We start from the raw sequence: 25,838 nt of genomic DNA on the forward strand, positions 1-25,838 counted from the left end.
GGTGCAGCACTTGCCGACGCGCCAGAATCTACCGGATCGAGGATCCGCGGCCTGCGCACGCGGTCGGATCAGCGGCGCGCGCGGCTCATCCGGTCGGCCATCTTGATTGCCATGACCATCGACGAAGGGTCGGCCACGCCCTGCCCCGCGAGATCGAATGCCGTGCCGTGATCCGGCGAGGTTCGCACGAACGGCAGGCCGAGGGTGATGTTCACGCCCTTCTCCAGCCCCATGTACTTGACGGGGATCAGCCCCTGATCGTGGTACTGGGCGACGACCACGTCGAACTGCCCCTTGCGCGCCTGCATGAAGACGGTGTCCCCGGGCCACGGACCGCTGACGTCGATGCCCTCGGATTTTGCCTGGGCGATGGCTGGCGCGATGATGTCGATCTCTTCCCGGCCGAAGAGCCCGCCCTCTCCCGCATGCGGGTTCAGCCCGGCGACGGCCACGCGCGGTGCGCCGATCCCGAAGGCCTGACATCCCCGGTGCGCCAGCCGGATCGCGCGCATCTGCGCCGCAAAATCCGCCTGTTCCACGGCTTCCCGCAGTGACACGTGAATGGTGACGAGAACGGTGCGCAGCTCTTCGTTGGCGAGCATCATCGCCACACGCCCGCCCGACTCGAGCACGCCGCTGTAGCGTTCCAGCATCTCGGTGTGCCCCGGAAAGGGCACACCGGCAAGGGCCAGCGCCTCCTTGTGGATGGGCGCGGTCACCAGACCCGAGACGCGCCCGGCCTTGGCATAGGACACCGCAGCCATGACCGCCTCGTGCGCCAGGCGCCCGGCCTCGGCCGAGATGCGGCCATAGGGATGCGGTTCGCTGCGGCTGCTGGCGATCAGCGGGATGACGCCCGGCTCCTGCGCGGCTTCTTCGGGCGAATCCAGCACCTTGAGCTTCGTGCTGGGGCACACCAGGTCGCGCGCCCGGGCGGCGGCGGCCGGAGGTCCGACAAGCATGCAGAAGGGCGCGTCGGGCTGTGTGACGGCACGCAGCGCGATTTCCGGGCCGATCCCGGCGGGGTCTCCCAATGTCACCGCCAGGGGCGGCCTTTGCGACTCGTTTCTCATGCGGACACACTACCGCAGCGAAAGGTCTGAAAAAGGAAATTTGTCAGCCAGTTAAACTTTTCTCGCAACACAGGCGGGAACCGCCTCACGTAAAACTGTGTTGACCGGTCATGAAGCGGCAGACGCCGCCCCACACTGTCAACGAGAGAGAGTAACGATGAAACATCTTCTGCTCACGACTGCAATGATCGCCGCCGGCGCCGCCGGCACGGCCATCGCTCAGGAACAGAACACCGCATCGCCCTTTGTTTCCGAACGGACCGAAGGCCAGATTCGCGCATCGGACTTCATCGGCATGCGCATCTACGCCGCGGCCGACGCCGGCGAAACCACCGAAGCCGAAGGAGCCCGCGAGAACTGGGAAGACGTCGGCGAGGTCAATGACGTGATCATGGACCGCGACGGCCAGGTCCAGTCGGTTCTGGTCGACATCGGCGGCTTTCTCGGCATCGGCGAACGCCAGGTTGCCGTGACGCTGGACGAAGTGCAGTTCGTTTCGGACAATTCGACCGAAGACGGACAGGACTTCTTCCTGGTTCTGAACGCCGATCCGGCCACGCTGGAAGAGGCCCCGGCCTACGGGATGGACAACCAGTCCGCAGGTGCCGGCATGAACACCGGTGCAGAAGCCGAGCGCACGGAACAGACCGCCGAAGCCGGTAACATGGACGAGAACCAGTCCGGCGATCAGATGGCCACGGCCGACACCGGCGCCACCTCGCAGACCGCGTCGCAGGACAGCGACATGGCCGCGAACGACGCCGAAGACATGGCCGAGGACACCGGTGAAGACGTCGCTCAGGCCACGGATTCGGCCGAAGAGTCGATCGAAGACGGCGCCGAAGAGATGGCCCAAGCTGGCGAGAACGCCGGCGAGACGATGGAAGAAGGTGCCGAAGACGTCGCCGTCGCCACCGAGAACGCTGGCGAATCCGTCGAGGAAGGCGCCGAGGACATGGCACAGTCGGCTGAAAACGCCGCCGACGAAGCCGGTCAGGAACTTGCCGAAGCCGGCGATGCTGCAGAAGCCGAAGCCGAGCAGATGGCCTCGGAAGATGCCGCCACGGACGGGCAGTCCGACGCGCGACTGACCGCCACCGACACCGAGATGGCGGGCACCGAAGCTGACCAGACCGCGGGCACCATGGACGGTGACCAGACGGCAGGCAACATGGACGGTGGCTTTGCCGGCACCGCCGACGGGACTTTCCCCGGTACGCCGGTCGAGAACACCTACCTCACCGCCGACAATCTGGACGGCGCGCGTGTCTATGACGCCAACGACGAGTGGGTCGGCGAGATCTCCGAGCTGATCGTGACCGAAGAAGGCGAGATCACCGACGCGATCATCGACGTGGGCGGCTTCCTCGGGATCGGCGAAAAGCCGGTCGCCCTGAAGCTCTCGGATCTCCAGATCCTGCGCCAGGACGGTAGCGACGACGTGCGCATCTACACCGCGATGGCCGAGGAAGAACTGGAATCCATGCCGGAGTTCCAACAAGACTGATCCTGCTTCGGCAGTGAGTTGCGGGGGTCGCTTCGGCGGCCCCCCTTCTATTGGAACCCTCCCCGCAATAGGGACGTTTCCCCGAAAGTCCCCAAGCGAAAGGCGGCACCGGTACATGATGTTCGAAGTCCCCGAGGCCAAACGGTCCAGCCCCGCCGTCCGCCACGCCTCCGCGACTGACCGGTCCGTCTGCGTGATCGCCAATCCCGGCTCCGGACGCCGGGATCCCGGGCTTTTCGACAGGATCGACGCCGCCATGCGGGCCGAGGGCGGACGGCACGAGTTGCGCCTGGCCGACAAGGGCACCTCGCTCGAGGATCTGGCCCGCAAGGCTGTGGCGGACGGCTTCGATGTCATCGCGGCAGCCGGCGGCGACGGGACCATAGCCGCCGTTGCCTCGGCCATGTTCAATGCCCGCCGCGCGGGCGAGAGGGTCCCCCACCTCGGGGTGATACCCCTCGGCACTTTCAATTACGTCGCGCGGGCCATCGGCCTTCCGCTGGACGATCCCGAAGCCGCCTCGCGGCTTCTGTTCACGGCCGCCCCCCGCCCGCTGATGGTCGGCGAGATCAACGGGCGCGTCTTTCTGAACAACGCCTCCCTCGGTGCCTATCCCGCGATCCTCGACCAGCGCGAGGGGATCTATCGGAAATGGGGCCGTTCGCGCCTCGCCGCCTACTGGTCTGTGGTGCGGGCCCTCTCGACACTGGGCAAGCCGCTCTCGATGAAGATCGACATCGATGGCCAGGAAATCCGCAAGAAATCCCCGCTCGCCTTCGTGGCAAGCTCAATCTACCAGATCGAACAGTTCGACCTGCCCGGCGCGGATGCCGTGCGCGCGGGCAAGTTCGCCGTCTTCGTGGCGCCCGACACCGGGCGCTATGGCCTGATCCTGCGCGCCCTGCGCCTCGCCGGGCGCACCGCCAGGCTGGGCCGCGACATGGAGATGTTCGCCGGCCGCCATGTCACCATCGAGACCCGCCAGAAACGCCGCCTCGTCGCGCGGGACGGCGAAAAGGACGAGATGGCAAGCCCCTTCTGCTTCCGCTTTCACCGCGACGCGTTGACCGTCGTGGGCCCCGAGGACCTGCCCCTATGACGCGGCTGATCCACCTGTCCGACCTTCACTTCGGTCGCGACCGGCCCGAGTTGATGCGCCCCCTCCTCACGGCCGTCAACGACCTGGGGCCCGATATCGTGGCGATCTCGGGCGATCTGACGCAAAGGGCCAGGTCCAGCCAGTTCCGGGCCGCCCGGACCTTCATCGACCACATCGAGGCCCCGGTCCTCTGCGTGCCCGGCAACCACGACCTTCCGGCGCACCGCCCGATCCGGCGCTTCCTGAACTCCTTCGCGAACTACAAGCGGCACATCTCGCCCGATCTCGCGCCGTCGCTGTTGTGCCCGGATCTGGCGGTCATCGGCATCAATACCAATTCGCCCTTTCGCTGGCAGTCGGGCTGGGCCAGTCGTCGCGGCATTCGCAAGGCTGCCGAACTGTGCCGGTCCGGCCCCGAGCACCGGCTGAACGTCGTCGTCGCCCACCACCCGTTCGAGATGCCCGAAGAGAGCCACAAGAGACCGATGTTCAACGCGGAGTGGGGCCTGGCGTGCCTGGCCGAGGCCGGCGCCCATGTCGTGCTGTCGGGTCACCTGCACCGCTGGCGCGTGATCGGCACCGACAAGGCCGAGGGCCCGGGCATCATCCAGATCCATTGCGGCACCGGCCTCTCCACCCGCCAGCGGGGCGAGCCGAACGACTTCGCGGTGCTCGAGATCGAGGGCAACCGTCCCGACAGCGCGCTGACCGTCACCCGCTGGATCGCCGGCCCTGAGAACCGCTTCTCCCCGCGTGAGCAGCACCACTTCGAGCGGAAGCAGGACCGCTGGCAGGCCCGCCCGACCGAGGTCCGCGCCGGCACCTCGTCCTGAACCGGTTTTGCTGTCGGAAAAAATCCGCCATAAGCGGCGGCACCGATCAACCGATTCCGGATCAGAGACATGCACGACATCCGCGCCATCCGCGACAACCCCGACGCATTCGACGCAGCCCTGGCACGCCGCGGAGTCTCTCCCCTCTCGTCCGAGATCCTCGCGCTCGATGAAAAGCGCCGCGCCTGCATTCACGCGGCCGAGAGCGCGCAGGCCGACCAGAACGCCTCGTCCAAGGAGATCGGCAAGGCCAAGGCCAGCGGAGACGAGGCCGAATTCGAACGCCTGCGCGCCCTGGTCGCCGCCAAGAAGGACGAGGTCGCCCGCATGCAGGCCGAGGCCAAGGACTGGGACCGCAAGCTGACCGACATGCTGATGGGCATTCCCAACCTGCCCCATGACGACGTCCCCGACGGGGCGGACGAGGACGACAACGCCGAACTGCGCCGCCACGGCACGCCGCCCGAGTTCGCCTTCAAGCCGCTGGAACACTACGAGCTTCCCGGCGTGCAGGAGGGCATGGATTTCGAGACCGCGGCCAAGCTCTCCGGCTCGCGGTTCGTGGTCCTCTCCGGTGCGGTCGCCCGCATCCATCGCGCGCTGGCCCAGTTCATGCTCGACACGCATGTGTCCGAGAACGGCCTGACAGAGACCTGGACGCCGGTCCTGGTCAAGGAAGAGATGATGTACGGCACCGGCCAGCTGCCCAAGTTCGGCGAGGACAGCTATCGGACCCGCGAGGGCTGGTGGCTCGTCCCGACGGCCGAGGTCACGCTGACCAATATCGTCAACGACGTGATGATCGCCGACAGTTATCTGCCCCGCCGCTACGTGGCCCATACCCAGTGCTTCCGCTCCGAGGCCGGGTCCGCGGGCCGCGACACCGCCGGCATGCTGCGCCAGCACCAGTTCGAGAAGGTCGAGATGGTTTCGATCACCCGCCCGGAGGAGAGCCGCGCGGAACTCGATCGCATGACCGACTGCGCCGAGGGCATCCTGCGCCGGCTTGGCCTGGCCTTCCGCACGGTCGTTCTCTGCACCGGTGATATGGGGTTCGGCGCGCGCCGCACGCATGACATCGAGGTCTGGCTGCCTGGCCAGAACGCCTATCGCGAGATCTCCTCGGTCTCGGTCTGCGGCGATTTCCAGGCCCGGCGCATGAACGCGCGCTACCGGCCCGAGGGCGGCAAGCCGGACTATGTCCACACCCTCAACGGCTCCGGGCTCGCCGTCGGCCGCTGTCTGATCGCGGTCCTCGAGAACGGCCAGTGCGAGGACGGGTCGGTCGCCCTGCCCGAGGCGCTGCATCCCTGGCTGGGGGGCAAGACGACCCTGACGGCAGAGGGTCAGCTGGTCTGACCGCCCTGCCCGCACGAAAGAACCGCACCCCTTCCGGGATGCGGTCCCCTTTTTGGTCGCCGGTGTCGGCCGGAGCCGACGGGCGGACCGGTCAGCCCGATGTGACGAGCCCTTCGTCGACGGCCGCGGTCAGCTCATCCTCGCTCACGTCGCCGCTGTCGTCGGTGTCGATCTCGATGAAGACCTCTTCGGTCAGGCCCGGATAGGCTGTCACCAGCTCTTCCATGGAGTAGGTGCCGTTCGCATCGGTGTCCTCGACCATGGTTTCGGCCAGCGCGGGGGCTGCTGCAAAACCGAGGATCGCGGCGGCGGTGGCAAAGGTCTTGGTCATGTCTTCACTCCTTCTTGCGAGTTGTCCGACGGGGTTTCTGCTCCGTCACGGACAAGGTGTCGCCTGCGATAATGTCGAACAAGGTGCTGAGGTGGCGTGGGAAAAGCCCGGCGCCGTTTGAGCAGACGATTGCCGGATCCGGTCGCGACCCTGGCCGTAACCTGCCGCTCGCGCCCCGTGCCGTCAGGACCCGCACCCCCGGTTCCGGCCGGTCTTTGCCGAAGGCCGGGCCGGTTCCCGCCGGAACCGCGCCGAGGCGTCCGCAGACATCGCGGCGGCAGGTTTCCGCCCGACACGCAGGCACCGAATCCGACGCGCGAGGACGAAGGGGGTGAACCGAACCCGGGCGCTTTGCGTAGACCCGGTATGGAACGCATCAAAGCCATCCTCGTGCTCACCGCCGCCGTCGCATTCGCCGTGTCGCCCCTCATCTCGACCGGCTTCAACGGGTTCTCGCCCGACCAGTTCCCGGTGCCCCAGACCGATCCGCCGATTCAGCCGGCCGGCTGGGCGTTCTCGATCTGGCTGCCGATCTACGCCTGGCTCGTGGCGTCCGGCGGTTACGGTCTTCTGCGGCGGGACAACGACCCGGACTGGGGCCGCACGCGCTGGCCGCTGATCGTTTCGCTGGCGGTCGGCGCGGCCTGGATCCCGGTGGCGAACATTTCTCCGGAATGGGCCACGGCGCTCATCTGGATCATGTGGGCGACGGCGGTGCTGACGTTGCTGCGCAGCCCGGGCCGCGACCGGTGGTGGCTGCGCGCGCCGGTCGCGCTCTATGCCGGGTGGCTGACCGCTGCGGCCAGCGTGGCCTCTGGCCTTCTCGCCACCGGCTACGGGATCGAGCCGGTGGTGACCACCCATGCCGGGTTCCTGCTGCTTGCCCTCGCGCTGGCCTCGATGGTCCTGCGCCTGACCGGAGAGCCGGTCTATGTCCTCGCGATCCTCTGGGCGTTGGCCGGCATAGCCGTGGCGAACCTCGAGCCGCTGGTGACGATCATGGTCCTGCTGCCGGTGGTCGGGGCCATCCTGCTGGCCATCCCCGTGCTGGCCCGGATGCGCCGGTCCTCGGTCGCCTCCTGACCGGCTCATGCCCGGTCAGGCCAGGCTGTTCGAGCCTCCAGTGCCGCGTGCAGCGCCTCAGCCGGGCTTGCCTTTGCCGAGGTGCTTGCGCAGCCGCGACGGCGTCGATTTCTTGCGGCCCTTGTAGGGGTTCTGGTCGGATTGCGACCGCATGTAGAGCCGGATCGGCGTGCCCGGCATGTCGAAATCGGTCCGCAGCCCGTTCACCAGGTATCGCGAATAGCTGTCCGGCACGTCCTGCGGGTGCGAGCACATGACCACGAAGCCGGGCGGCCGGGTCTTGGCCTGCGTCATGTAGCGCAGGCGGATCCGCTTGCCCCCCGGCGCCGGCGGCGGATGCTGTTCCAGCATTCCCGTCAGCCACCGGTTCAGCTTGGCGGTGGAGATCCGGCGGTTCCAGGTCTCGTGCGCCGAAACGATGGCCGTCCGCAGCCGGTCCAGCCCCCGCCCCGTCCGTGCCGAGACCGTTACCAGCGGCGCGCCCCGAAGCTGCGGCAGAAGCCGCTCGAAGGACTCGCGCAGGTCGCGCAGCTTGCCCTGCTTGTCGTCCTCGAGATCCCACTTGTTCACGGCGACCACGACGGCCCGCCCCTCGCGCTCGGCCAGATCGGCGATCCGCAGATCCTGCTGTTCGAAGGGGATGGCGGCGTCCAGCAGCACCACGACCACTTCGGCGAACTTGACGGCCCGCAACCCGTCCGAGACAGACAGCTTTTCCAGCTTGTCCTGCACCTTGGCCCGCTTGCGCATCCCGGCCGTGTCGAACAACCGGACGGGCAGCCCCTCCCAATCCAGCCGCAGCGAGATCGAGTCGCGGGTGATGCCTGCCTCGGGCCCGGTCAGCAGCCGTTCCTCGCCCAGGATCCGGTTGATAAGCGTGGACTTGCCCGCGTTCGGCCGTCCCACCACCGCGACCTGAAGCGGCCGGGCGTCCGACGGCCGCCAGCTTTCGTCCTCTTCGGGTTCCTCGTCCACATCGGTATCGGTCTCGGGCGTCAGCCCCGCATCCGCAATGCGCGCGGCCGCTTCGCGTTCCCGCGCGGCGTAGGCCTCGGCCAACGGGTCCAGCACCTCGATCAGCTCGCCCATGCCCTCGCCATGTTCGGCCGAGAGGCGCAGCGGCTCGCCCAGCCCCAGTTCGTAGGCCTCGAAAAGCCCGGCCTCTCCGGCGCGGCCCTCGGCCTTGTTCGCGGCCAGGATCACATGGGCCGAGCGTTTGCGGAGGATGTCGGCAAAGACGTGATCCGCCGGGGTCACCCCGACTCGGGCGTCGATGACGAAGAGGCAGACATCGGCCATGCCGACCGCGCGCTCGGTCAGCTTGCGCATACGGCCCTGAAGGCTCTCGTCCGTCGCCTCTTCCAGCCCGGCCGTGTCGATCACGGTGAACTTCAGGTGGCCCAGCCGGGCATCGCCTTCGCGCAGGTCACGGGTCACGCCGGGCTGGTTGTCGACCAGCGCGAGCTTCTTTCCGACGAGCCGGTTGAACAGCGTGGACTTGCCGACATTGGGCCGTCCGACAATGGCGAGGGTAAAGGACATCCGCTTCGATCCGACATTCTGGGGCGAAAGCCGCCCCGATACCCCATTCCGGCATCAACGGAAAGCCAGCAATTGCCCCCGCTGCGACACGACATAAAGCGTTCCGCCCGCGACCACCGGGTTCGAGGTCGCTCCGCCGGGAATCTCGACCTGCCCGGCGACCTCGCCCGAGGCCGGGTCGAAGATCCGCAAGAGCCCGTCGCTCGATGCGACGACCAGCCGTCCGCCTGCAAGGATGGGGCCGTAATGGGCATGCACCTCGCGTTGGCGCCGCGGCCGGTCCTTGACGAAGAGCGGCAGTTCATGCGCCCAGACACGTTCGCCGGTTTCTGCCGAGACGCGCACGATCTCGTTGAGGTCGGACATCAGGAAGACCCCGTCCCCGACCGCCCAGACCGGCGACATCGCACCCTCCTGCACCGACCAGAGGCGTTCTCCGGTCTCGGCATCCAGCGCCACGGTCACGCCCGACTGGACCCCGACATAGACCCGTCCGCCCGCGACCACCGGATCGCCGGAGATGTCGCCCACCACCGACTTGGCAAAGTTCGGCCGGCGCCCGGCCACGAGCGCGCCCCAGGTCTGGACGCCGCCCGTGCCCGTGACCGCCTGAACCTCGCCCGAGGAATGCGCGAAGATGACCAGGTCGTCAGTCACCGCCGGTGCGGGGCCGCCCAGCAGGTTGTTCCGGCTGGGCGTTGCCGACATCTGCCAGCGGACCCGGCCGTTCGCCGTGTCGATGGCCCAGGCCGTCGCGTCGCCCGAGACGACGTAGACCAGATCGCCCGCCACGGTCGGAGAGCCGGTGCCGCTGGCGTCGAGGTCCTGTTCCCAGAGGATCTGACCCGTGGCGGGGTCCAGCGCGGTCAGCAGACCGAATCCGGTGGTCACGAACAGCTTGCCGTCGCCATAGGCCAGCCCGCCCCCGGTCGCGTCGCCGCTGCGGTCGTTCGGCGGTGTCAGGTCGCGGTTCCAGACGGTCGCGCCGGCGGTCGTCACGGCCGTCACCCTGGCGGCGCTGTCGAGCGCGAAGACCCGGCCCCCGGCCACCACCGGGTCGGCGGTGATGCGCGCCTTGCGGCTGTCGCCCGCGCCGATGTTCGCCGACCAGATCAGCGACGGCCTGGCCGACAGGGCCGCGTTCCCGACCCGCGTGGCCGGCGTTCCGTGGCGTTGCGGCCAGGAGGCGTTGGTGCGCGCCGGCGGGACCGCAACCGGTGCGCTGCGGTTCTCGAACTCTTCCTCCGGTACATCGCCCGGCACGTCGCTCAGGATGGCGTCGACGCTTTCGCGCTTGCCGGGCAGGATGTTGTCCGGCTCGTTGCAGGCGGCCAGCGCCACGAGCGAAAGGACCAGCGTCGCCCGCAGCGCCGTTCCCAGTCCGAACCTGCGTCCGGTTGCCTCTGCAAGCAGTTCCATGCGCTGCGCCCCCAAAAACTTGTCCTTGTGATCCGGCGGTCTATTCGGTGTCCGCGCCGCCATTTTCGCCCGGAGTTCCCCCGAGCGACACAATCAACTGAGAAACCCGCCGAAGCAAGTCCTGCGTCATCCCCGCCTCGTCCAGCATCGCGTTCAGCTGGCGCAGGGCCTCGTCCCGGTTTCCCTCTTCGATATGGGTCACCGCGATCTGTTCCTTGGCCAGCAGACGCAGGGGCGACCCCGCGCCGGCCAGATCCTCGTATTCGGCACGGCGTTCGGCCGGACCCATGTCATCGGTGCTCAGGGCCAGGGCGCGGAACTTGGCCAGCGACCGGTAGATCAACTGAAGCTCCGGGTTCTCGGCCACGCCCGTCAGCAGGGTCAGCGCCCCCTCGCGATCCCCCGCCGTGCTGCGTTCGCCGGCCTCGAGCATGTCCCGGACGGCCCGTGCATCGGGCGTTCCGGCCTCGATCGCGCTGAGCGCGGTTGCGCGTTCCAGCGGCTCGCCCTGCTCCAGCGCCGCCAGGATGGCGTCGCCGAAGGCGCGGGCCTGCGCCGTCTCGCGGGACCGGTCGTATTCGTACCACGCCGCGCCGCCGACGATCAGCAGGATAACGAGGACCGCGATCCAGCCATAGCGCTTGAAAGTCGCGAACAATCTGTCCCGACGGACTTCTTCGCTGACTTCGTCGATAAATGAATCCGATTGGCTCAACACAGGCTCCTTGGTCCGGGTCGGCCCGTCTTAACCCGTCCCTCGGGACGTGCCAAGGGTGCCCGGCCGCGCGCCGCCCTCGGAATGCGGGCCGCGTCCAAATGCGGCGTTGCAGAAAAGGCGATCTGAACTGTACAGTTCAGAAACATCCTGGAAGCCTCTTGTATCGACGGGCAGGATCGCTACGTCGGGTCAACAGGTTTACATCCGGCCGAGGGACACGGGTTCCATGCGTATCATCCCCATACTCAGCGCGATCCTCGTGACGGCATTCCTCTACGCGATCGTCATCCAGCGCGATGCGATCATGGCCTTCGCACAGGGCGAGGGTCTCGACACCGCGATCGCCATCGCGCGGGGAGAAGAGGCCGAGGGGGACGACGCGCCGGTGCAGACCGCGGCGGTGGCCAACGAGACCGTGACCGACGCCCGGCCCGCCGCCGAAGCCGCAACGGTCGGAGAGCCGTCCGAACCCGAGGCGGTCCGCGTCGTGACGATCCTGTCGCAGGCGCGCGAGATCGACGGCGCGGTCGTCCTGCGTGGCCAGACCGAAGCCGACCGCAGCGTCGAGCTGCGCGCGGAAACCTCCGGCACGGTCGTTTCCGACCCGATCCGCAAGGGCGCCCGCGTCAGCGAGGGCGACCTGATCTGCGAACTCGACCCCGGCACCCGCCAGGACAGCCTGACCGAGGCCGAGGCGCGGCTGGCAGAGGCCCGCGCCACCGTCCCCTCGGCCGAAGCCCGGGTCGAAGAGGCCAAGGCCCGCGTCGCCGAGGCCGAGATCAACGAGAACGCGGCCCAGAAACTTTCGCAGGGCGGCTTTGCCTCGGACACGCGCGTCGCGTCCTCCGCGGCGGCCAAGCGGTCGGCCGAGGCCGCGCTCGCCCAGGCCGAAAGCGGGCTGGCGACGGCCCAGGCGGCCATCCGGTCGGCCGAGGCCGCTGTCGCCTCGACCCGCCGCGAACTCGAACGCACGAAGATCCACGCCCCCTTCGGCGGGCTTCTGGAACATGACACGGCCGAAATAGGCTCCCTGCTCCAGAACGGCGGGCTCTGCGCCACGATCATCCAGCTCGACCCGATCAAACTGGTCGGATTCATTCCCGAGACCGAGGTCGACCGGGTCGAGACCGGCGCGCAGGCCGGCGCGCGTCTCGCCGCCGGAGGCGGGCAGCTTGCCGGCAAGGTCACTTTCCTCTCGCGCTCTGCCGACCCGCAGACCCGCACCTTCCGTGTCGAGATCCAGGTGCCGAACCCCGATCTGGCGATCCGGGACGGACAGACCGCCGAGATCGCCATTTCGGCCCCGGGCACGAAGGCGCACCTGGTGCCGCAATCCGCCCTCACCCTCAACGATGACGGCGCGCTCGGCGTGCGGGTGGTCGGCCCCGGAAACATCGCCGGGTTCGAGCCGGTGACGATCCTGCGCGACACGACCCAGGGCGCCTGGATCAACGGCCCGCCGGACGAGGCGCAGATCATCATCATCGGCCAGGATTACGTGATCGACGGCGTCCCGGTGAATCCCAGCGTGAGGGACCAGACGCAATGACCGGCATCGTCGACTGGGCCGCCTCACGCGCGCGCATGGTGCTGGCCTTCATCGTCCTGTCGCTGACGGCGGGAACGCTGGCCTATGCGACCCTGCCGAAGGAGGGCGAGCCGGATATCGAGATCCCGGCGCTCTTCGTGTCGCTCCAGTTCCCCGGCATTTCGGCCGCCGACAGCGAGACGCTGCTGATCAAGCCGATGGAGACCGAGCTTCAGGACCTCGACGGGCTCAAGAAGATGACCTCGACCGCGGCCGAAGGCTATGCGGGCGTCGCGCTCGAGTTCGAGTTCGGCTGGGACAAGACCAAGATCATGGCCGATGTGCGCGACGCCATGTCGACGGCGGAAAGCAATTTTCCCGAAGGGGCCGAGAAATACACGATCAACGAGATCAACTTTTCCGAGTTCCCGATCATCATCGTCAACCTGACCGGCCAGGTGCCGGAACGCACCATGGCGCGGGTCATCAAGGACCTGCAGGAGGCGGTCGAAGGCATCGATTCCGTGCTCGAGGCCGGGATTGCCGGCAACCGCGACGAGATGGTCGAGGTGGTGATCGATCCGCTGCGGCTGGAAAGCTACAACGTCACCGCGGCCGAACTGATCAATGTCGTGGTCAACAACAACCAGCTGATCGCGGCGGGCGAGATCGAGAACCCGAACGGCGCCTTCGCCATCAAGATACCCGGCTCTTTCGACGGGCCGCAGGACATCTATTCCCTGCCCGTCAAACGCAATGGCGACCGGGTCGTGACGCTTGGCGACCTGGCGCAGATCCGGCTGACCTTCGAGGACCGCGAGGGCACTGCGCGCTTCAACGGCGAACGCACCACCGCGCTTCAGGTGGTCAAGCGCAAGGGCTTCAACCTCATCGACACGGCGGCCGAGGTGAAGCGCGTGGTCGCCGAGGAACAGGAGAACTGGCCGGACGAACTGCGGGCGGCGGTCAATGTCGGCACCTCGAACGACCAGAGCCGCGTGGTCGGGTCGATGGTCAGCCAGCTCGAAGGCTCGGTCCTGACCGCCATCGCGCTGGTGATGATCGTGGTGCTCGCCGCGCTCGGTCCACGGCCGGCGCTGCTGGTCGGTTTCGCCATCCCGACCTCCTTCCTGCTCTGCTTCGTCCTGCTGGGGCTGATGGGTGTCACGATCTCGAACATCGTCATGTTCGGCCTGATCCTTGCCGTCGGCATGCTCGTCGACGGGGCGATCGTGGTGGTGGAATACGCCGACAAGCGGATCTCGGAAGGCACCGGCCCGATGCACGCCTATGTCGAGGCGGCGCAGCGGATGTTCTGGCCCGTCGTCTCGTCGACCGCAACGACGCTCTGCGCCTTCCTGCCCATGCTCTTCTGGCCGGGCGTACCGGGCGAGTTCATGGGGATGCTGCCGGTCACGCTGATCTTCGTGCTCTCGGCCTCGCTGATCGTCGCCCTGATCTATCTGCCGGTCATGGGGGGCGTCACGGGCCGCTTTTCGCGGATGCTGACGCGCCTGTCCGCCGCACTGACCCGCGCCAGCCCCTGGCTGGTCCGGGCCGCCCTCGTGCCGGTCACGCTCTACGGTGTCTTCGTGGGCGCGATGCAGGCCATCAACCCCGGCTATCTCTTCGGCGGCGATCCGGTCGCCCCCGGCGTCTTCGGCCTGATTCCCGGTGCGCTGATCTTCTGCCTCTCGGCCTTCGCCGCCTCGGTCGCCATCGGCGCGGCCAAGATCACCTGGCGCCGCGACCGCATTCGCTCGGGCCACCGCCGCACGGCCTTCGGCTGGTTCATCAGGGCCCTGACCGGCAATCCCGTCATGCCGCTCGTGGTGGTCGCGGTGGTCATCGGCTTTGTCGCCGTCACCTTCCAGACTTACGGCGAGAACAACAACGGGACCGAGTTCTTCGTCGAATCCGAACCCGAACAGGCCATCGTCTATGTCCGCGCCCGTGGCAACCTCAGCCTCGAGCAGAAGGATGAGCTGGTCCGCGAGGTCGAGGAGATCGTCCTGCAGCACCCGGGCGTGCTCAATGCCTTCGCCTTTGCCGGGGACGGCGGCCTGAACTCGAACACAGGCGGCGCGCAGCCCCCTCTCGACACGATCGGGCAGGTCCAGCTCGAGATTGTGCCGTGGGAGGACCGCAAGGACCGGCCCGAGCTGGACGGCGATCGCGTCATCGCCGAGCTGACCGAAGCCATCAAGGACGTCCCCGGGATCAAGGTCGAGGTCATCGCGCCCAACATGGGGCCGGCCTCGGCCAAGCCGGTGCATCTGCGTCTCAAGGGCGACGATTTCGGGCCGCTGCGTGACGCCACCCGTATGGCCCGTCAGAAATTCGAAGAGACCGAAGGACTGCGCCTGATCGAGGATACGCTGCCCCTGCCCGGCTACGACATGGAGATCGACGTGGATGTCGAGAAGGCCGGACGCTTCGGCGCCGATGTCGCCACCGTCGGCGCCATGGTCCAGCTCGTCACCCGCGGCCTGCTGCTCGACACGATGCGCGTCGACAGCTCGGACGAGGAGATCGAGATCCGCGTGCGTCTGCCCGAACGCGACCGCGTGCTCACCACCCTCGAGACCCTGAAGGTCAGGACCACGGACGGGCTGGTTCCGCTGTCGAATTTCATCACCTGGCAGCCGGTGCCGAAACTGGCCCAGATCGATCGTGTCGACCAGAAGCGCTTCTACGACGTCAAGGCGGCGATCACCGACGGATTGAGCACGACCGTCCCCGGCCCGAACGGATCGGAAACCGAAGTGCCCGTCACCGCCAACGAACGGATCGAGCGTCTGACCGACTGGCTCGACAGCGGCGTCCTTCCGCCGGGCATCACCTATGAATGGACCGGCGACCAGGCGGACCAGGAGGAATCCTCGGCCTTCCTCGGCCAGGCCTTCGCCGGCGCGCTCGGGCTGATGTTCATCATCCTGCTGGCGCAGTTCAACTCGGTCTACAACTCGATGCTGGTGCTGCTCGCCGTGGTGCTGTCGACGACGGGCGTGCTGATCGGGATGCTCGTCATGGACCAGACCTTCTCGATCATCATGACCGGCACCGGGATCGTGGCCCTGGCCGGGATCGTGGTGAACAACAACATCGTGCTGATCGACACCTTCCAGGAATATTCCCGCTACATGCCCCGGATCGAAGCGATCATCCGCACGGCCGAAGACCGCATCCGCCCGGTGCTGCTGACCACGATCACCACGATGGCGGGGCTTGCCCCGATGATGTTCGGCCTCTCGCTCGACTTCTTCAACGGCGGCTATTCCATCGACAGCCCGACGGCGCTCTGGTGGAAGCAGCTGGCCACCGCCGTGGTCTTCGGTCTGGGCGTCGCAACCGTCCTGACGCTGGTGGTGACGCCGTCGCTGCTGGCGGTGCGCGTCTGGTTCTGGACCTATGTCCACTGGTTCGCGCAGTTGCTCGCGCGTCTGTCCTTCGGCCGCGGGTCGCGCGCGGCGCGGGACTGGGCCCTGCGGCGCCAGGCTCGCCGCACGCGCCATGCCGAACTGATCTGGCCGCTTGAAGAGGACGCGGATCCGCTCCGGCCCCAGACCTCCCCCCTCCGCGCGGCGGAGTAGCCTTCCAGTCATCCTGCGCCATCGTCATTCTCGGGCCTGACGGGAGAATGTCCCCGCCCCTCATTCCACCAATCGGCCGGGCCGCCTTCGGGCCGGCCATTCTCCCAGCACCATGCCCAGCACGATCAGCCCGCCGCCGATCACCGCGCTCAGGGCCAGCACCTCTCCGGCAAGGCGGCCGATGATCGCCGCCCAGACCGGCTCTCCCGCGTAGATCAGGGTCGAGCGCGTGGCGGTGACGCTGCGTTGCGCCCAGTTCATCGCCAGCTGGATCGCCGCGCTTGCCAGGCCGAGCGCTCCGGCGAAGGCCAGGATCCGCCAGTCCCAGGCCGGCACCGCCTCGCCCGAGGCTCCCATGGCCGTGAACGCCAAAAGCGAGGCGACGGCCAGCTGCACCACCGTCACCCGCGCCGCGTCCACCTGCTGCGCGAAACGCGAGATCAGGATGACCTCGCCCGCGATGGCGAAGACCGAAAGGATCGTGATCAGCTCGCCCGGCGAAAAACCGACCCCGCCGGCTTCGGGCCCTGCGATCAGCATCAGTCCGAGGGTCGCGAACCCGACGCCGAGCCATGTCAGCGGTCCCGGAGGACGGCCCAGGAATATCCATTGCAGGATCGGCACCAACGGCACGTAGAGCGCGGTGATGAAGGCGGATTTGGACGAGGCGATGGATTGCAGCCCCACGGTCTGCATCCCGTAGCCGAGCGCAATGGCCAGGCCGATCCAGCTGCCGGCCCGGATCTCGGTCAGGGTCAGCCGCAGCATCCGCCGCCCGGCGATCACGCCGAGGCAGATGGCGGCGAGCGCAAAGCGCAACCCGACGAAGAACAGGGGCCCCGACCAGGTAAGCGCCGTCTGCACCGCCAGGAATGTCCCGCCCCAGAGGAACGTGACACCGATCAGCACCCATTCCGGGCGCATCAGAGCATCGCCATGCCGCCGTTCACATGCAGGGTCGATCCCGTCACGTATCCCGCCTCGGGCGAGGCGAGATACAGCACCGCGGCCGCGATTTCCTCGGGCGCGCCCATGCGGCCGGCGGGGATCTGCGCGTCGATCTTGGCCTTCTGGTCGTCGTTCAGCTTCCCGGTCATCGCCGTCGCGATGAAGCCGGGCGCCACGCAGTTCGCCGTGATCCCGCGCGAGGCGACCTCGTAGGCGATCGACTTGGTCATCCCGACCATCCCGGCCTTCGAGGCGGCATAGTTCACCTGCCCGGGATTGCCCGTGGCCCCGACGATGGACGAGATGTTGACGATCCGCCCCCATCTCGCCTTCATCATCGGCCGCATTACCGCACGGCACAGCCGCATGGTCGAGGTCAGGTTCACCTCGATCACCTGCGCCCAGTCCTCGTCGGACATGCGCATGAAGATCTGGTCCTTGGTGATCCCGGCGTTGTTCACCAGGATGTCCAGTCCTCCCATGGCCTCGACCGCCTGTTTCGGCAGCGCCTCGACCGCCTCCGCATCGCCCAGGTTGCAGGGCAGCACATGCGCCCGCTCGCCCAGCTCGGCCGCAAGCGCCTCCAGCGGCTCGACCCGCGTTCCCGACAGCCCGACCGTGGCCCCCGCATCATGAAGAGCCCGGGCGATCGCGCCCCCGATGCCTCCCGACGCTCCGGTCACCAGCGCCGACTTTCCCGTCAGATCGAACATCCGCCCATCCCTTTCTTCTTGCTCCAAATATCCCGGGGGGAGTCCGCAGGATGGGGGGCAGCGCCCCCCATCCCACCTCTCCGCCCGTTCAGACCGCGCGGCTTTCGGCCGCCGCGGCCACGTCCTCCGGCGTGCCGACCGCCCGGCAGGCCAGGGTCTTGTCGATCCGCCGGATCATGCCCGACAGAGCCTTGCCGGCGCCGATCTCCCAGACCTCGGACACGCCCTGCCCGGCCATCCACAGCACGCTCTCGCGCCAGCGCACCGAGCCGGTGACCTGGTCGACCAGCAGCGCCCGGATCGTTGCCGGATCATCGACGGCCTCGGCCCGCACGTTCGCCACCAGCGGCACCGCCGGCGCGGCGATCGGCACCTCGTCCAGCGCCTGGGCCATCACATCGGCGGCGGGGGCCATCAGCGCACAGTGGAAGGGGGCCGAGACCGGCAGCAGCATCGCCCGCTTTGCGCCCTTCTCCTTGGCGATGTCGACCGCCCGTTCCACGGCAGCCCTGTGGCCCGAGACGACCACCTGCGAGGGGTCGTTGTCGTTCGCCGCCTGGCAGACATCGCCCTGCGCCGCCTCCTCTGCCACGGCCTGCGCAGTGTCGAAATCCAGTCCCAGAAGCGCGGCCATGGCACCTTCGCCGACCGGCACCGCCTCTTGCATGGCCGCGCCACGTGTTCTCAACAGGCGCGCCGCATCGGCGATGCTGAGCGACCCGGCGGCAGCCAGCGCGGAATATTCCCCCAGCGAGTGCCCCGCGACGAAGGCCGCATCGGTGATCTCGACCCCTTCGGCCTCGAGCGCACGGATCGCGGCCAGCGAGGTCGCCATCAGGGCGGGCTGCGCGTTCCGGGTGAGCGTCAAGGTCTCCTGATCGCCCTCCCAGATCAGAGACGAGAGCTTTTCTCCGAGTGCGTCATCCACCTCGTCGAACACCGCCCGGGCCGCGGGATAGGCCTCGGCCAGCGCTTTTCCCATGCCGATGGTCTGGGCGCCCTGCCCCGGAAATACGAATGCGCGGCTCATCGCGGTCTCCCTTGCTGTCTGCGCGCGGGCATAGCCCGTCGACGGCGGCAAGGCAATGCATCGGCAAGGGGCGCAGGGCGTCCCGAACGCCCCGGATCCGGGCCTGTGCAGCGATCGGAAGGTACGGTGCCGCGTGGAGCCGGGTCAGAAAGGATCGCGGTGCGGACCGGGCGCTGGCGGATGCTGCCGCATCGTACGCCCGAGCGCGAAGGGAACCAGCGGAACCAGCACCAGAACCAGCACGATCCCGGCGGTTTCGGACACCAGGAGAACAGCGGGAACGCAAAGGACAACGAGAAAAACGGCGAGCAGACGAAACCCGTAACGGTCACCGATAACAGACCGGTCCAGGTCTGTCTCGACAGCATGGACCGGAGAATAGATACGTCCCGAAGAGATCGGAACCGACTGGTGTGAGTGAGTCACCTGCTCGCCTTCTGAGTTCGACCGTCCAGCCCTCTCCGGAGCCTGGCGGGGTCTTTGGCTTTGCGCCTTGGAATGCAATCATAGGGTGAAATGTGGCGCGATTAAGGCGATCCCTCTTCCGGGAGAGGCTGCGCGGGACAAGCCCACCCTTGCAGAGATGCAAACGGGCCCGTTCCCCTTGCCTCGGGGCGCGATCCGCTGTATCGGGACGCGTCCTTCCGCACAGGTTATGAACCGCGCGGACTCTCGTGGACGGGCCGCGGAAGGATCTGGCCCGCCTTTGAAACGCGCCCTGACAGAAGTGGAACGCACATGCCGCTCTATGAGCATGTATTCATCGCGCGCCAGGATCTTTCCAACGCGCAGGCCGAGGGCCTCATTGAACATTTCGGCACCGTCCTCTCCGACAACGGCGGCAAGCTCGTCGAGCAGGAGTACTGGGGCGTCAAGACGATGGCCTACAAGATCAACAAGAACCGCAAGGGGCACTATGCCTTCCTGAAGTCCGACGCGCCCGCGCCGGCCGTCCAGGAGATGGAGCGCCTGATGCGGCTGCACGACGACGTGATGCGCGTCCTGACCATCCGGGTCGAGGAACACGCCGAAGGCCCGTCGATCCAGATGCAGAAGAAAGAAGACCGCGACGACCGCCGTCGCGAGCGTCGTTGATCGAAAGCCTGAGGAAAGGAACCTAACACATGGCCGCAAAACCGTTTTTCCGCCGCCGCAAGGTCTGCCCGTTCTCCGGCGAGAACGCGCCCAAGATCGACTACAAGGACACGAAGCTGCTGCAGCGCTACATCTCCGAGCGTGGCAAGATCGTGCCCTCCCGCATCACCGCCGTCTCGGCGAAGAAGCAGCGTGAACTGGCACGCGCGATCAAGCGCGCCCGCTTCCTCGCCCTGCTGCCCTACGCCGTCAAGTAAGGAGCCAGAGCAATGGAAGTCATTCTTCTCGAACGCGTCGCCAAGCTCGGCCAAATGGGTGACGTCGTCACCGTCAAGCCCGGCTATGCCCGCAACTACCTTCTGCTGCAGGGCAAGGCGCTGACCGCCTCGAAAGAGAACATCGCCCGCTTCGAAGACCAGAAGTCGCAGCTCGAGGCCCGGAACCTCGAGACCAAGAAAGAAGCCGAAGCGCTGGCCTCCCGTCTCGACGGCGAGACCTTCGTGGTGATTCGCTCCGCATCGGACGGCGGCAATCTCTACGGCTCGGTCACGCCGCGCGACGTCGCCGCCGTGACCACCGAGGCCGGCTACTCGGTCGAGCGCAAGCAGGTCATCATCCCGCTGCCGATCAAGGAACTGGGCCTGCACACGGTGGACATCTACCTGCACCCCGAGGTCGAGGTTCAGATCACCCTGAACGTCGCACGGTCGCCCGAGGAAGCCGAGATCCAGGCCTCCGGCAAGTCCATCCAGGACGCCGCAGCCGAAGAAGAAGCCGCGGCCGAATTCGAGATCTCGGAACTCTTCGACGACATCGGCTCGGCCGCCTCGGACGACGAGGATCAGCCCGCGCCGATCGTCGAGCCGCAGGACACGCCGGACGAAAACGACCGGTAATCCCTCGAGGTATCCCCGGACAGGGCCGCGCAGTTCCGCTGCGCGGCCTTTTTTGCGCCCTATTGCGCGGCCACCCCCGCCGCCGTATCGCCCAGCACGTCGCGGAGCATGGGAAATCGCGCCGCCAGCCTGGGAAGATCATCGGCATTCACGGGCTGTTCCTCGTCGAACATCGCCCGGCTATCGTTTCCGCCATGCACGACCCTCAGGTAATAGGCCCTGAGGTCGTTGTAAACGAGGCTGGGGAACCGCCGGGCGACCTTCTTGTGCGCCACGGAATAGGGATTGGCCCGATCCTCGATGGGCGAGACCAGCGTGAGCCCGAGGTTGGTGTAGGGCATATCGCGCCGGAACAGGCGGGGCGTCTCCTCGTCATCCCGATAGACGACGCTCACCCCCTTGGAGAACGAGACGAAGAAGCGCCGCGCCTCGTTCGGAAGCCGGGTGCGGAAGTGCGCGGCCTCGTCCCGCAAGCGCGCTATGAAGTCGGTCGAGAGCGCATCGTCGTCGTCGAGCACGATCTGCATCATCGTCGAACCGGCGGGAAAGTGGCTCCGGTTGTGCTGGATGAAATGCCGGAACGCCTTGCCCGGCGGCCGCGCCAATACCGCGCCCCGATCCCCGAAATGGTCGCCGACATAGTCGGCAAGCGTCTTCAGATGGTTCCGGGGCAGGTCCTCGGCTGTCAGGATCGCCAGGTGAAAGCCGGTATCCTCCTGCAATCTCAGGGACTGTCCGGCGAATTTTTGGAACAGGTCGAAGCGCTTTTCCAATCGCTCCGGCGCGAACAGCATCTCCTTGGCTTTCGACGCATCCGACCGCCAGCCGGATTCGCCGAAATAGGAATAGCGCATCTGCACGATCGGGATCACGGGAACCTGCCTGTCGGTCGTCTGCGCCGGAACCTGCCACGGAACCGCCGCCCTGTCAGCACCCTGCGGTTGCAGACGTCGGCGCCCGTGGCCGCCCGGTCACTCGGCGAAATTGGCGCCGGTATCCAGCGGTTCCATCCGGATCAGCCGGCTGTCGGAACAGCCCGCCTGGCGGTGCTTCATCGCCTCGCGGTACTCGGGGTCGAAGATCATGTCCACGAAGGCCTGCACGCTGGGGTACTCGGCGATGAAGCACAGATCCCATTGCTCGTCCGAGGGGCCGATCAGCATGTGTTCCATTCGTCCGCGCCAGACGATGCGCCCGCCCAGCCGGTCGAGCACCGGCTGGCTCTCGCGTCCGTAGGCGGCATAGGCCTCGGCCCCCGTGGCGTCGCGGCCGTCCTCGTACTCCGCCCTGTCGCGCAGCCGGACGAGGTTCAGCATGTGGATCGGCCCCGGGCGCTCTTTCTCGCGGAATTCCTTGAAGCTCTCCTTGCTGAATGCGGTGTGCGTCATCATATCCTCCGTGGCTTTCCCGGACTGTGGCCCGGAACGGAAGGCCAGGCAACCGCCCTTGACGCGCCCGCCCCGTGGCGACATGAGGGGGCCGAAAATCCCGGAAAGGCGCATATGGCAGAACGGCTCTGGCCCCGAATTCAGCACTGGTACAGCATGCGGAACCAGCGGATCAGCCGCCGCCTGCTCGACCTGACCGACCGGCCGGCGGTCGAACGGTTCGTGCGCTGGAACGATCACGGCATCTTTCGCGAGCTCTGGACCAATCTTCACGAGGTGGCGCCGGGGGTCTGGCGGTCGAACCACCCCAACGAGCGGCGGTTCACCCGATATCGCGACATGGGGATCCGGACGATCCTCAACCTGCGCGGCGCCGAGGACAACGTGACCTACAGGTGGGAGGAACGGCTTTGCGCCGAGCACGGCATCCGACTGCACGCCGTCCGCCTCGATGCCCGGCGCGCGCCCCAGGTCGAACCGATCCAGCAGGTGCTGGCCGTGCTGCGGCAGGCCGAACGGCCCCTGCTGTTTCACTGCAAGTCCGGCGCCGACCGGGCGGGCCTCGTCTCGGCGCTCTACCTCCTGGTGATCGAGGGGCAGCCGGCGGATATCGCGCGGAAGATGCTGTCGCGTCGGTTCCTGCATTTCCGCAGTTCGATGACCGGTGTGCTGGACCATTTTCTGGAAAGCTACGCCCGGGCACACAGCCGCTCGGGCATCGGTTTCGAGGAGTGGCTGGTCACCGAATACGATCCCGCCGCCCTCCAGGCCGAATTCGACGCGACCCGGCGCTGAGCGTCAGGTCCGGCCGTATCTCAGGCAGAGGTTGCGCTTTTCCAGCTCGACCACCATGGAGCGCGAAACCGGCGTCGAGCGGGAGGCGCGATAGAGACAGTCGCCTTCGTGTGTTCCATCCGGCAGCTGCTCGTAGGCGCAGTGCAGGACCCGGGCATGCAGCATCATCTGCACGATCCGCTGCGCCTCCCGGCCCTCGTCGGTGGTCATCGGCGGGCATTCGATGCCCTTGAGCCGCACGGTGACACCGTCCAGCATGATCGTGTCGCCGCTCACCGCCGCGCGCCGCCCCTCGGCATCGAGCGGCGACGCCAGGGCGATCAGCAGCATCAGCAGACAGGCAGGCAGTCTCACGCGGGGCTCTCCGGTTTCGGCGATCCTAGCAGTGCGCCGCTGCGGGTGACCAGCCCGCAGGCCATCGGAGCGGCGGAACGAAAAAGGGCCGCCCCGAAGGACGGCCCCCAAAATCGGCACCGGATAGGCCGATCACTCTTCCTCGAGCTTTTCCACGGCCTTCTGAAGATCGTCCTTCGAGACTTCCTTTTCGGAGACATCCGCCAGTTCGAAGACATAGTCGACGACCTTGTCCTCGAAAATCGGCGCGCGCAGCTGCTGGCGCATCTGTTCGTTCTGCTGGACGAATTCGAAGAACTGGCGTTCCTGGCCGGGATACTGCCGCGCCTGGTTCATGATCGCTTGGGTCATCTCGGCATCGGTCACCTCGACCTCGGCGCGCTGGCCGAGTTCCGCCAGAAGCAGGCCCAGGCGCACGCGGCGCTCGGCCAGCTTGGTGTGTTCCTCGGTGGTCTCGATCTCGGGGTGATCGTGGCCCTGAACGTCCGGGTTTTCCTCGTGCCACAGCTGATGCGCGATCTGCTTGGCCTCGGCCTCGACCAGGCTCGGCGGCAGGTCGAAGCTGACGGCCTTGTCCAGCTCGTCCAGAAGCTGCCGCTTCATGACCGCGCGCGCGGCGCCGGAATATTCCGCCTCGAGCCGTTCCACCACCTGCTGGCGCAGCGCCGCGAGATCGTCCGAGCCGTACTTCTTGGCCAGTTCGTCGTCGATCTTGGCGGCGACCGGGGCTTTCACCTCCTTGATCGTGCAATCGAAGGTGGCCTCCTTGCCGGCCAGATGCTCGGCACCGTATTCGGCGGGGAAGGTCACCGTCACGGACTTTTCCTCACCGGCCGTCGCGCCGACCAGCTGCTCTTCGAAGCCCGGGATGAACGAGTTCGACCCCAGCACCAGAGGATAATCCTCGGCCGAGCCGCCCTCGAAAGCCTCGCCGTCGACCTTGCCGACGAAATCCATGACGACTTGATCGCCGTCTTCCGCCGCACCGTCCTTGGCGTCGAAATCCTGCGCGTTCTCGGCCAGGTTCTGCAGGGCCTCGTCGACGTCCGACTCCTCGGCCTTGACGACCAGCTTTTCAAGCGTGATGCCCTTGAGCTCGACCTCGGGGATCTCTGGCAGGGCCTCGTAGTTCATGTTGACGACGACATCGTCGCCTTCCTTCCAGTTCTCGCCATCGACCATCTGCACGTCGGGCTGCGTGGCGGGCTTGTCGCCGGTCTGTTCGAAATGCTCGGACATGGCGCCGTCGACGGCTTCCTGCATGGCCTCGCCCAGGATCCGGGGGCCGAACTGCTTCTTGAGCAGCGCCATCGGCACCTTGCCCTTGCGAAAGCCCTTCATCTCGACCTGCGGCTGCGCCTCGGCCAGCTTCTCGTTCACCTTGGCGTCCAGTTCGCTCGCAGGGAGGGTGATCTGATATCCGCGCTTGAGGCCTTCGTTCAGGGTCTCGGTGACCTGCATCTGTTGCGTCCTTCCATAACGTCCACGGGCCGCCCGCGCGCGGGGGCCAAATCAGGCGCCCTTCTATGGGGCGCAACGCCGCGGCGCAAGGCGGTTCGGGGCATTTGCCCCGCCTGCGCGCGCGATTTGTACCGGCGCCGGCGCGAAACCGCGGCCGCGCCGCCCCGCGAGAGGGAACGGGACCGCCGATCTGGGAAAGAGTGGTGGTGCGGGTGAAGGGACTCGAACCCCCACGCCAAAGGCGCCAGAACCTAAATCTGGTGCGTCTACCAATTCCGCCACACCCGCAGTGACGCGCTGAATAGCAAAAGCCCCGGATCGATGCGAGAGGGAATCGCGCCATGCCCCTGCCGCATTCACGCTTTATCCGTCTGGTCACGATGCCCCCGTCCCCTGCCCGTCCGGCGAACCGTGGCAAATGTGGCGAAAACCGGACGCCTCTTGCCCCAATGCCGCACAGAAATCTGGAACCGGGCGAAATTTCGCCCTAATCTGGTGCAAAAACATAGAGGCAGTCAGACAAGGGGAGCAGTCCCGTGAAAACCATCGAAGTATCGATCGCCAAGCAAAACAAGGCCAAGGCCGAGCTGGTGACCGGCATCGCCGCCGGAACCAAGGTCATGACCCTGGATGGCGAGATGCCCGTCGAATTTCTGACCGCAGGTGACCGTGTGATCACCCGCGACACCGGCATGGCCGTGCTCAAGACCGTCCGCACCCGCAAGGTGACCTGCGATGTGGTGCACATCGCCGGTGGCTCGCTCGGCCATAACCGTCCCGAGAACGACGTCGCCGTGCCCTCCGGCCAGGAGGTACTGATCCGCGACTGGCGTGCCGAGGCGCTCTTCGGCAAGAAGACCGCCCTCGTCACCGCCGACAAACTGGTCGACGGCGAATATGTCCGCGCCATGGGCAAGGGCGTGATGACCGTCCACGAACTCGTCTTCGACACCGACCACATCATCTATGCTGGCGGCCTCGAGGTCGCCGCCAAGGCCGACCGGGATCTCGCGCAGGCCTCCTGATCCGCCACCGCTCTTCGGACTGATTGCAACGGGGCTCGCCACGGCGGG

The 25,838-nt window shown here is 67.1% G+C and carries 24 protein-coding genes and 1 tRNA gene; 12 read left to right on the top strand and 13 right to left on the bottom strand.

The annotated features are described in order from the left end of the window. Positions 1-68: 68 nt before the first annotated feature. Positions 69-1,073, bottom strand: coding sequence for a 4-hydroxythreonine-4-phosphate dehydrogenase PdxA (gene pdxA, locus OB2597_RS07765; protein WP_040609194.1), 1,005 nt, complete (start codon positions 1,071-1,073; stop codon positions 69-71). Positions 1,074-1,230: 157 nt separating this feature from the next. Between pdxA and OB2597_RS20895 the strand changes: the two genes are divergently transcribed. The 4 genes from OB2597_RS20895 (at position 1,231) to serS (ending at position 5,871) form a co-directional block, all read left to right on the top strand. After that, on the top strand, positions 1,231-2,580 hold the full coding sequence (locus tag OB2597_RS20895; protein WP_009804992.1) for a PRC-barrel domain-containing protein: 1,350 nt from the start codon (positions 1,231-1,233) through the stop codon (positions 2,578-2,580). A 115-nt stretch (positions 2,581-2,695) separates the two neighbouring features. After that, positions 2,696-3,679, top strand: a complete 984-nt coding sequence (locus OB2597_RS07780) for a diacylglycerol/lipid kinase family protein (protein WP_009804993.1) — start codon at positions 2,696-2,698, stop codon at positions 3,677-3,679. Further along, positions 3,676-4,512 carry a metallophosphoesterase family protein gene (locus OB2597_RS07785; RefSeq protein ID WP_009804994.1) on the top strand — a complete coding sequence of 279 codons (837 nt, stop codon included), beginning with the start codon at positions 3,676-3,678 and terminating at the stop codon, positions 4,510-4,512. Before OB2597_RS07780 ends, OB2597_RS07785 begins: the two co-directional genes overlap by 4 nt. 69 nt (positions 4,513-4,581) lie before the next feature. After that, on the top strand, positions 4,582-5,871 hold the full coding sequence (serS, locus tag OB2597_RS07790; protein ID WP_009804995.1) for a serine--tRNA ligase: 1,290 nt from the start codon (positions 4,582-4,584) through the stop codon (positions 5,869-5,871). Between the two features lie 91 nt (positions 5,872-5,962). Here serS and OB2597_RS07795 read toward each other — a convergent pair whose 3' ends face one another. Further along, positions 5,963-6,202, bottom strand: a complete 240-nt coding sequence (locus OB2597_RS07795; RefSeq protein WP_009804996.1) for an EF-hand domain-containing protein — start codon at positions 6,200-6,202, stop codon at positions 5,963-5,965. Between the two features lie 366 nt (positions 6,203-6,568). On the opposite strand from OB2597_RS07795, the gene OB2597_RS07800 reads away from it, so the two are divergent. After that, positions 6,569-7,285 (top strand): tryptophan-rich sensory protein, encoded by a 717-nt coding sequence (locus OB2597_RS07800; RefSeq protein ID WP_009804997.1) that lies wholly within the window; start codon positions 6,569-6,571, stop codon positions 7,283-7,285. Between the two features lie 57 nt (positions 7,286-7,342). On the opposite strand, the gene der is transcribed toward OB2597_RS07800, so the two are convergent. From der to OB2597_RS07815, 3 genes are read right to left on the bottom strand one after another with little or no spacing between them, the layout of a single operon-like run. Further along, the gene (gene der, locus OB2597_RS07805) at positions 7,343-8,827 is read right to left on the bottom strand and encodes a ribosome biogenesis GTPase Der (RefSeq protein ID WP_009804998.1); all 1,485 of its coding nucleotides are present in this window, start codon (positions 8,825-8,827) and stop codon (positions 7,343-7,345) included. A gap of 54 nt (positions 8,828-8,881) precedes the next feature. Beyond that, positions 8,882-10,246, bottom strand: coding sequence for a PQQ-like beta-propeller repeat protein (locus tag OB2597_RS07810; protein WP_009804999.1), 1,365 nt, complete (start codon positions 10,244-10,246; stop codon positions 8,882-8,884). Between the two features lie 40 nt (positions 10,247-10,286). Continuing rightward, positions 10,287-10,961 (bottom strand): hypothetical protein, encoded by a 675-nt coding sequence (locus OB2597_RS07815; protein WP_040609196.1) that lies wholly within the window; start codon positions 10,959-10,961, stop codon positions 10,287-10,289. A 229-nt stretch (positions 10,962-11,190) separates the two neighbouring features. On the opposite strand from OB2597_RS07815, the gene OB2597_RS07820 reads away from it, so the two are divergent. Then, positions 11,191-12,513 carry an efflux RND transporter periplasmic adaptor subunit gene (locus OB2597_RS07820; RefSeq protein ID WP_009805001.1) on the top strand — a complete coding sequence of 441 codons (1,323 nt, stop codon included), beginning with the start codon at positions 11,191-11,193 and terminating at the stop codon, positions 12,511-12,513. Continuing rightward, positions 12,510-16,085, top strand: coding sequence for an efflux RND transporter permease subunit (locus OB2597_RS07825; protein ID WP_009805002.1), 3,576 nt, complete (start codon positions 12,510-12,512; stop codon positions 16,083-16,085). Before OB2597_RS07820 ends, OB2597_RS07825 begins: the two co-directional genes overlap by 4 nt. 60 nt (positions 16,086-16,145) lie before the next feature. Here the strand turns inward: OB2597_RS07825 and OB2597_RS07830 are convergent, their stop codons facing one another. The 3 genes from OB2597_RS07830 to fabD form a co-directional block, all read right to left on the bottom strand. Next, a complete protein-coding gene (locus OB2597_RS07830) occupies positions 16,146-17,009 on the bottom strand; it encodes a DMT family transporter (protein WP_009805003.1) in 864 nt (287 codons plus the stop codon). Continuing rightward, on the bottom strand, positions 17,009-17,746 hold the full coding sequence (gene fabG / locus OB2597_RS07835; RefSeq protein ID WP_009805004.1) for a 3-oxoacyl-[acyl-carrier-protein] reductase: 738 nt from the start codon (positions 17,744-17,746) through the stop codon (positions 17,009-17,011). Before fabG ends, OB2597_RS07830 begins: the two co-directional genes overlap by 1 nt. An 88-nt stretch (positions 17,747-17,834) precedes the next feature. Then, on the bottom strand, positions 17,835-18,776 hold the full coding sequence (gene fabD, locus OB2597_RS07840) for an ACP S-malonyltransferase (protein ID WP_009805005.1): 942 nt from the start codon (positions 18,774-18,776) through the stop codon (positions 17,835-17,837). A 738-nt stretch (positions 18,777-19,514) separates the two neighbouring features. Between fabD and rpsF the strand changes: the two genes are divergently transcribed. From rpsF to rplI, 3 genes are read left to right on the top strand one after another with little or no spacing between them, the layout of a single operon-like run. Then, positions 19,515-19,871, top strand: coding sequence for a 30S ribosomal protein S6 (gene rpsF, locus OB2597_RS07850; protein ID WP_009805007.1), 357 nt, complete (start codon positions 19,515-19,517; stop codon positions 19,869-19,871). A gap of 29 nt (positions 19,872-19,900) precedes the next feature. Then, positions 19,901-20,128: a 30S ribosomal protein S18 gene (gene rpsR, locus OB2597_RS07855; RefSeq protein ID WP_009805008.1), complete on the top strand. Its 228-nt coding sequence runs from the start codon at positions 19,901-19,903 to the stop codon at positions 20,126-20,128. 12 nt (positions 20,129-20,140) lie between these two features. Continuing rightward, a complete protein-coding gene (gene rplI / locus OB2597_RS07860) occupies positions 20,141-20,767 on the top strand; it encodes a 50S ribosomal protein L9 (protein ID WP_009805009.1) in 627 nt (208 codons plus the stop codon). 59 nt (positions 20,768-20,826) lie between these two features. Here rplI and OB2597_RS07865 read toward each other — a convergent pair whose 3' ends face one another. Both OB2597_RS07865 and OB2597_RS07870 read right to left on the bottom strand, forming a co-directional pair. Then, a complete protein-coding gene (locus OB2597_RS07865) occupies positions 20,827-21,639 on the bottom strand; it encodes a glycosyltransferase (RefSeq protein WP_009805010.1) in 813 nt (270 codons plus the stop codon). A gap of 99 nt (positions 21,640-21,738) precedes the next feature. Then, positions 21,739-22,155 carry a DUF1330 domain-containing protein gene (locus tag OB2597_RS07870; RefSeq protein WP_040609609.1) on the bottom strand — a complete coding sequence of 139 codons (417 nt, stop codon included), beginning with the start codon at positions 22,153-22,155 and terminating at the stop codon, positions 21,739-21,741. Positions 22,156-22,269: 114 nt separating this feature from the next. On the opposite strand from OB2597_RS07870, the gene OB2597_RS07875 reads away from it, so the two are divergent. Beyond that, positions 22,270-22,950, top strand: a complete 681-nt coding sequence (locus tag OB2597_RS07875) for a tyrosine-protein phosphatase (protein WP_040609200.1) — start codon at positions 22,270-22,272, stop codon at positions 22,948-22,950. Between the two features lie 3 nt (positions 22,951-22,953). Here OB2597_RS07875 and OB2597_RS07880 read toward each other — a convergent pair whose 3' ends face one another. From OB2597_RS07880 to OB2597_RS07890, 3 genes are all read right to left on the bottom strand, one after another. Next, a complete protein-coding gene (locus tag OB2597_RS07880) occupies positions 22,954-23,304 on the bottom strand; it encodes a hypothetical protein (RefSeq protein ID WP_009805013.1) in 351 nt (116 codons plus the stop codon). 132 nt (positions 23,305-23,436) lie between these two features. After that, entirely contained in the window at positions 23,437-24,765 is a 1,329-nt protein-coding gene (gene tig, locus OB2597_RS07885) for a trigger factor (protein WP_009805014.1), read from the bottom strand. Positions 24,766-24,969: 204 nt separating this feature from the next. Continuing rightward, positions 24,970-25,053: transfer RNA gene (locus OB2597_RS07890), tRNA-Leu, on the bottom strand. Positions 25,054-25,301: 248 nt separating this feature from the next. On the opposite strand from OB2597_RS07890, the gene OB2597_RS07895 reads away from it, so the two are divergent. Next, positions 25,302-25,790: a Hint domain-containing protein gene (locus OB2597_RS07895; RefSeq protein WP_009805015.1), complete on the top strand. Its 489-nt coding sequence runs from the start codon at positions 25,302-25,304 to the stop codon at positions 25,788-25,790. Positions 25,791-25,838: the final 48 nt, after the last annotated feature.

The sequence above is a fragment of the Pseudooceanicola batsensis HTCC2597 genome, from assembly GCF_000152725.1.
Classification (GTDB): Bacteria; Pseudomonadota; Alphaproteobacteria; order Rhodobacterales; family Rhodobacteraceae; genus Pseudooceanicola; species Pseudooceanicola batsensis.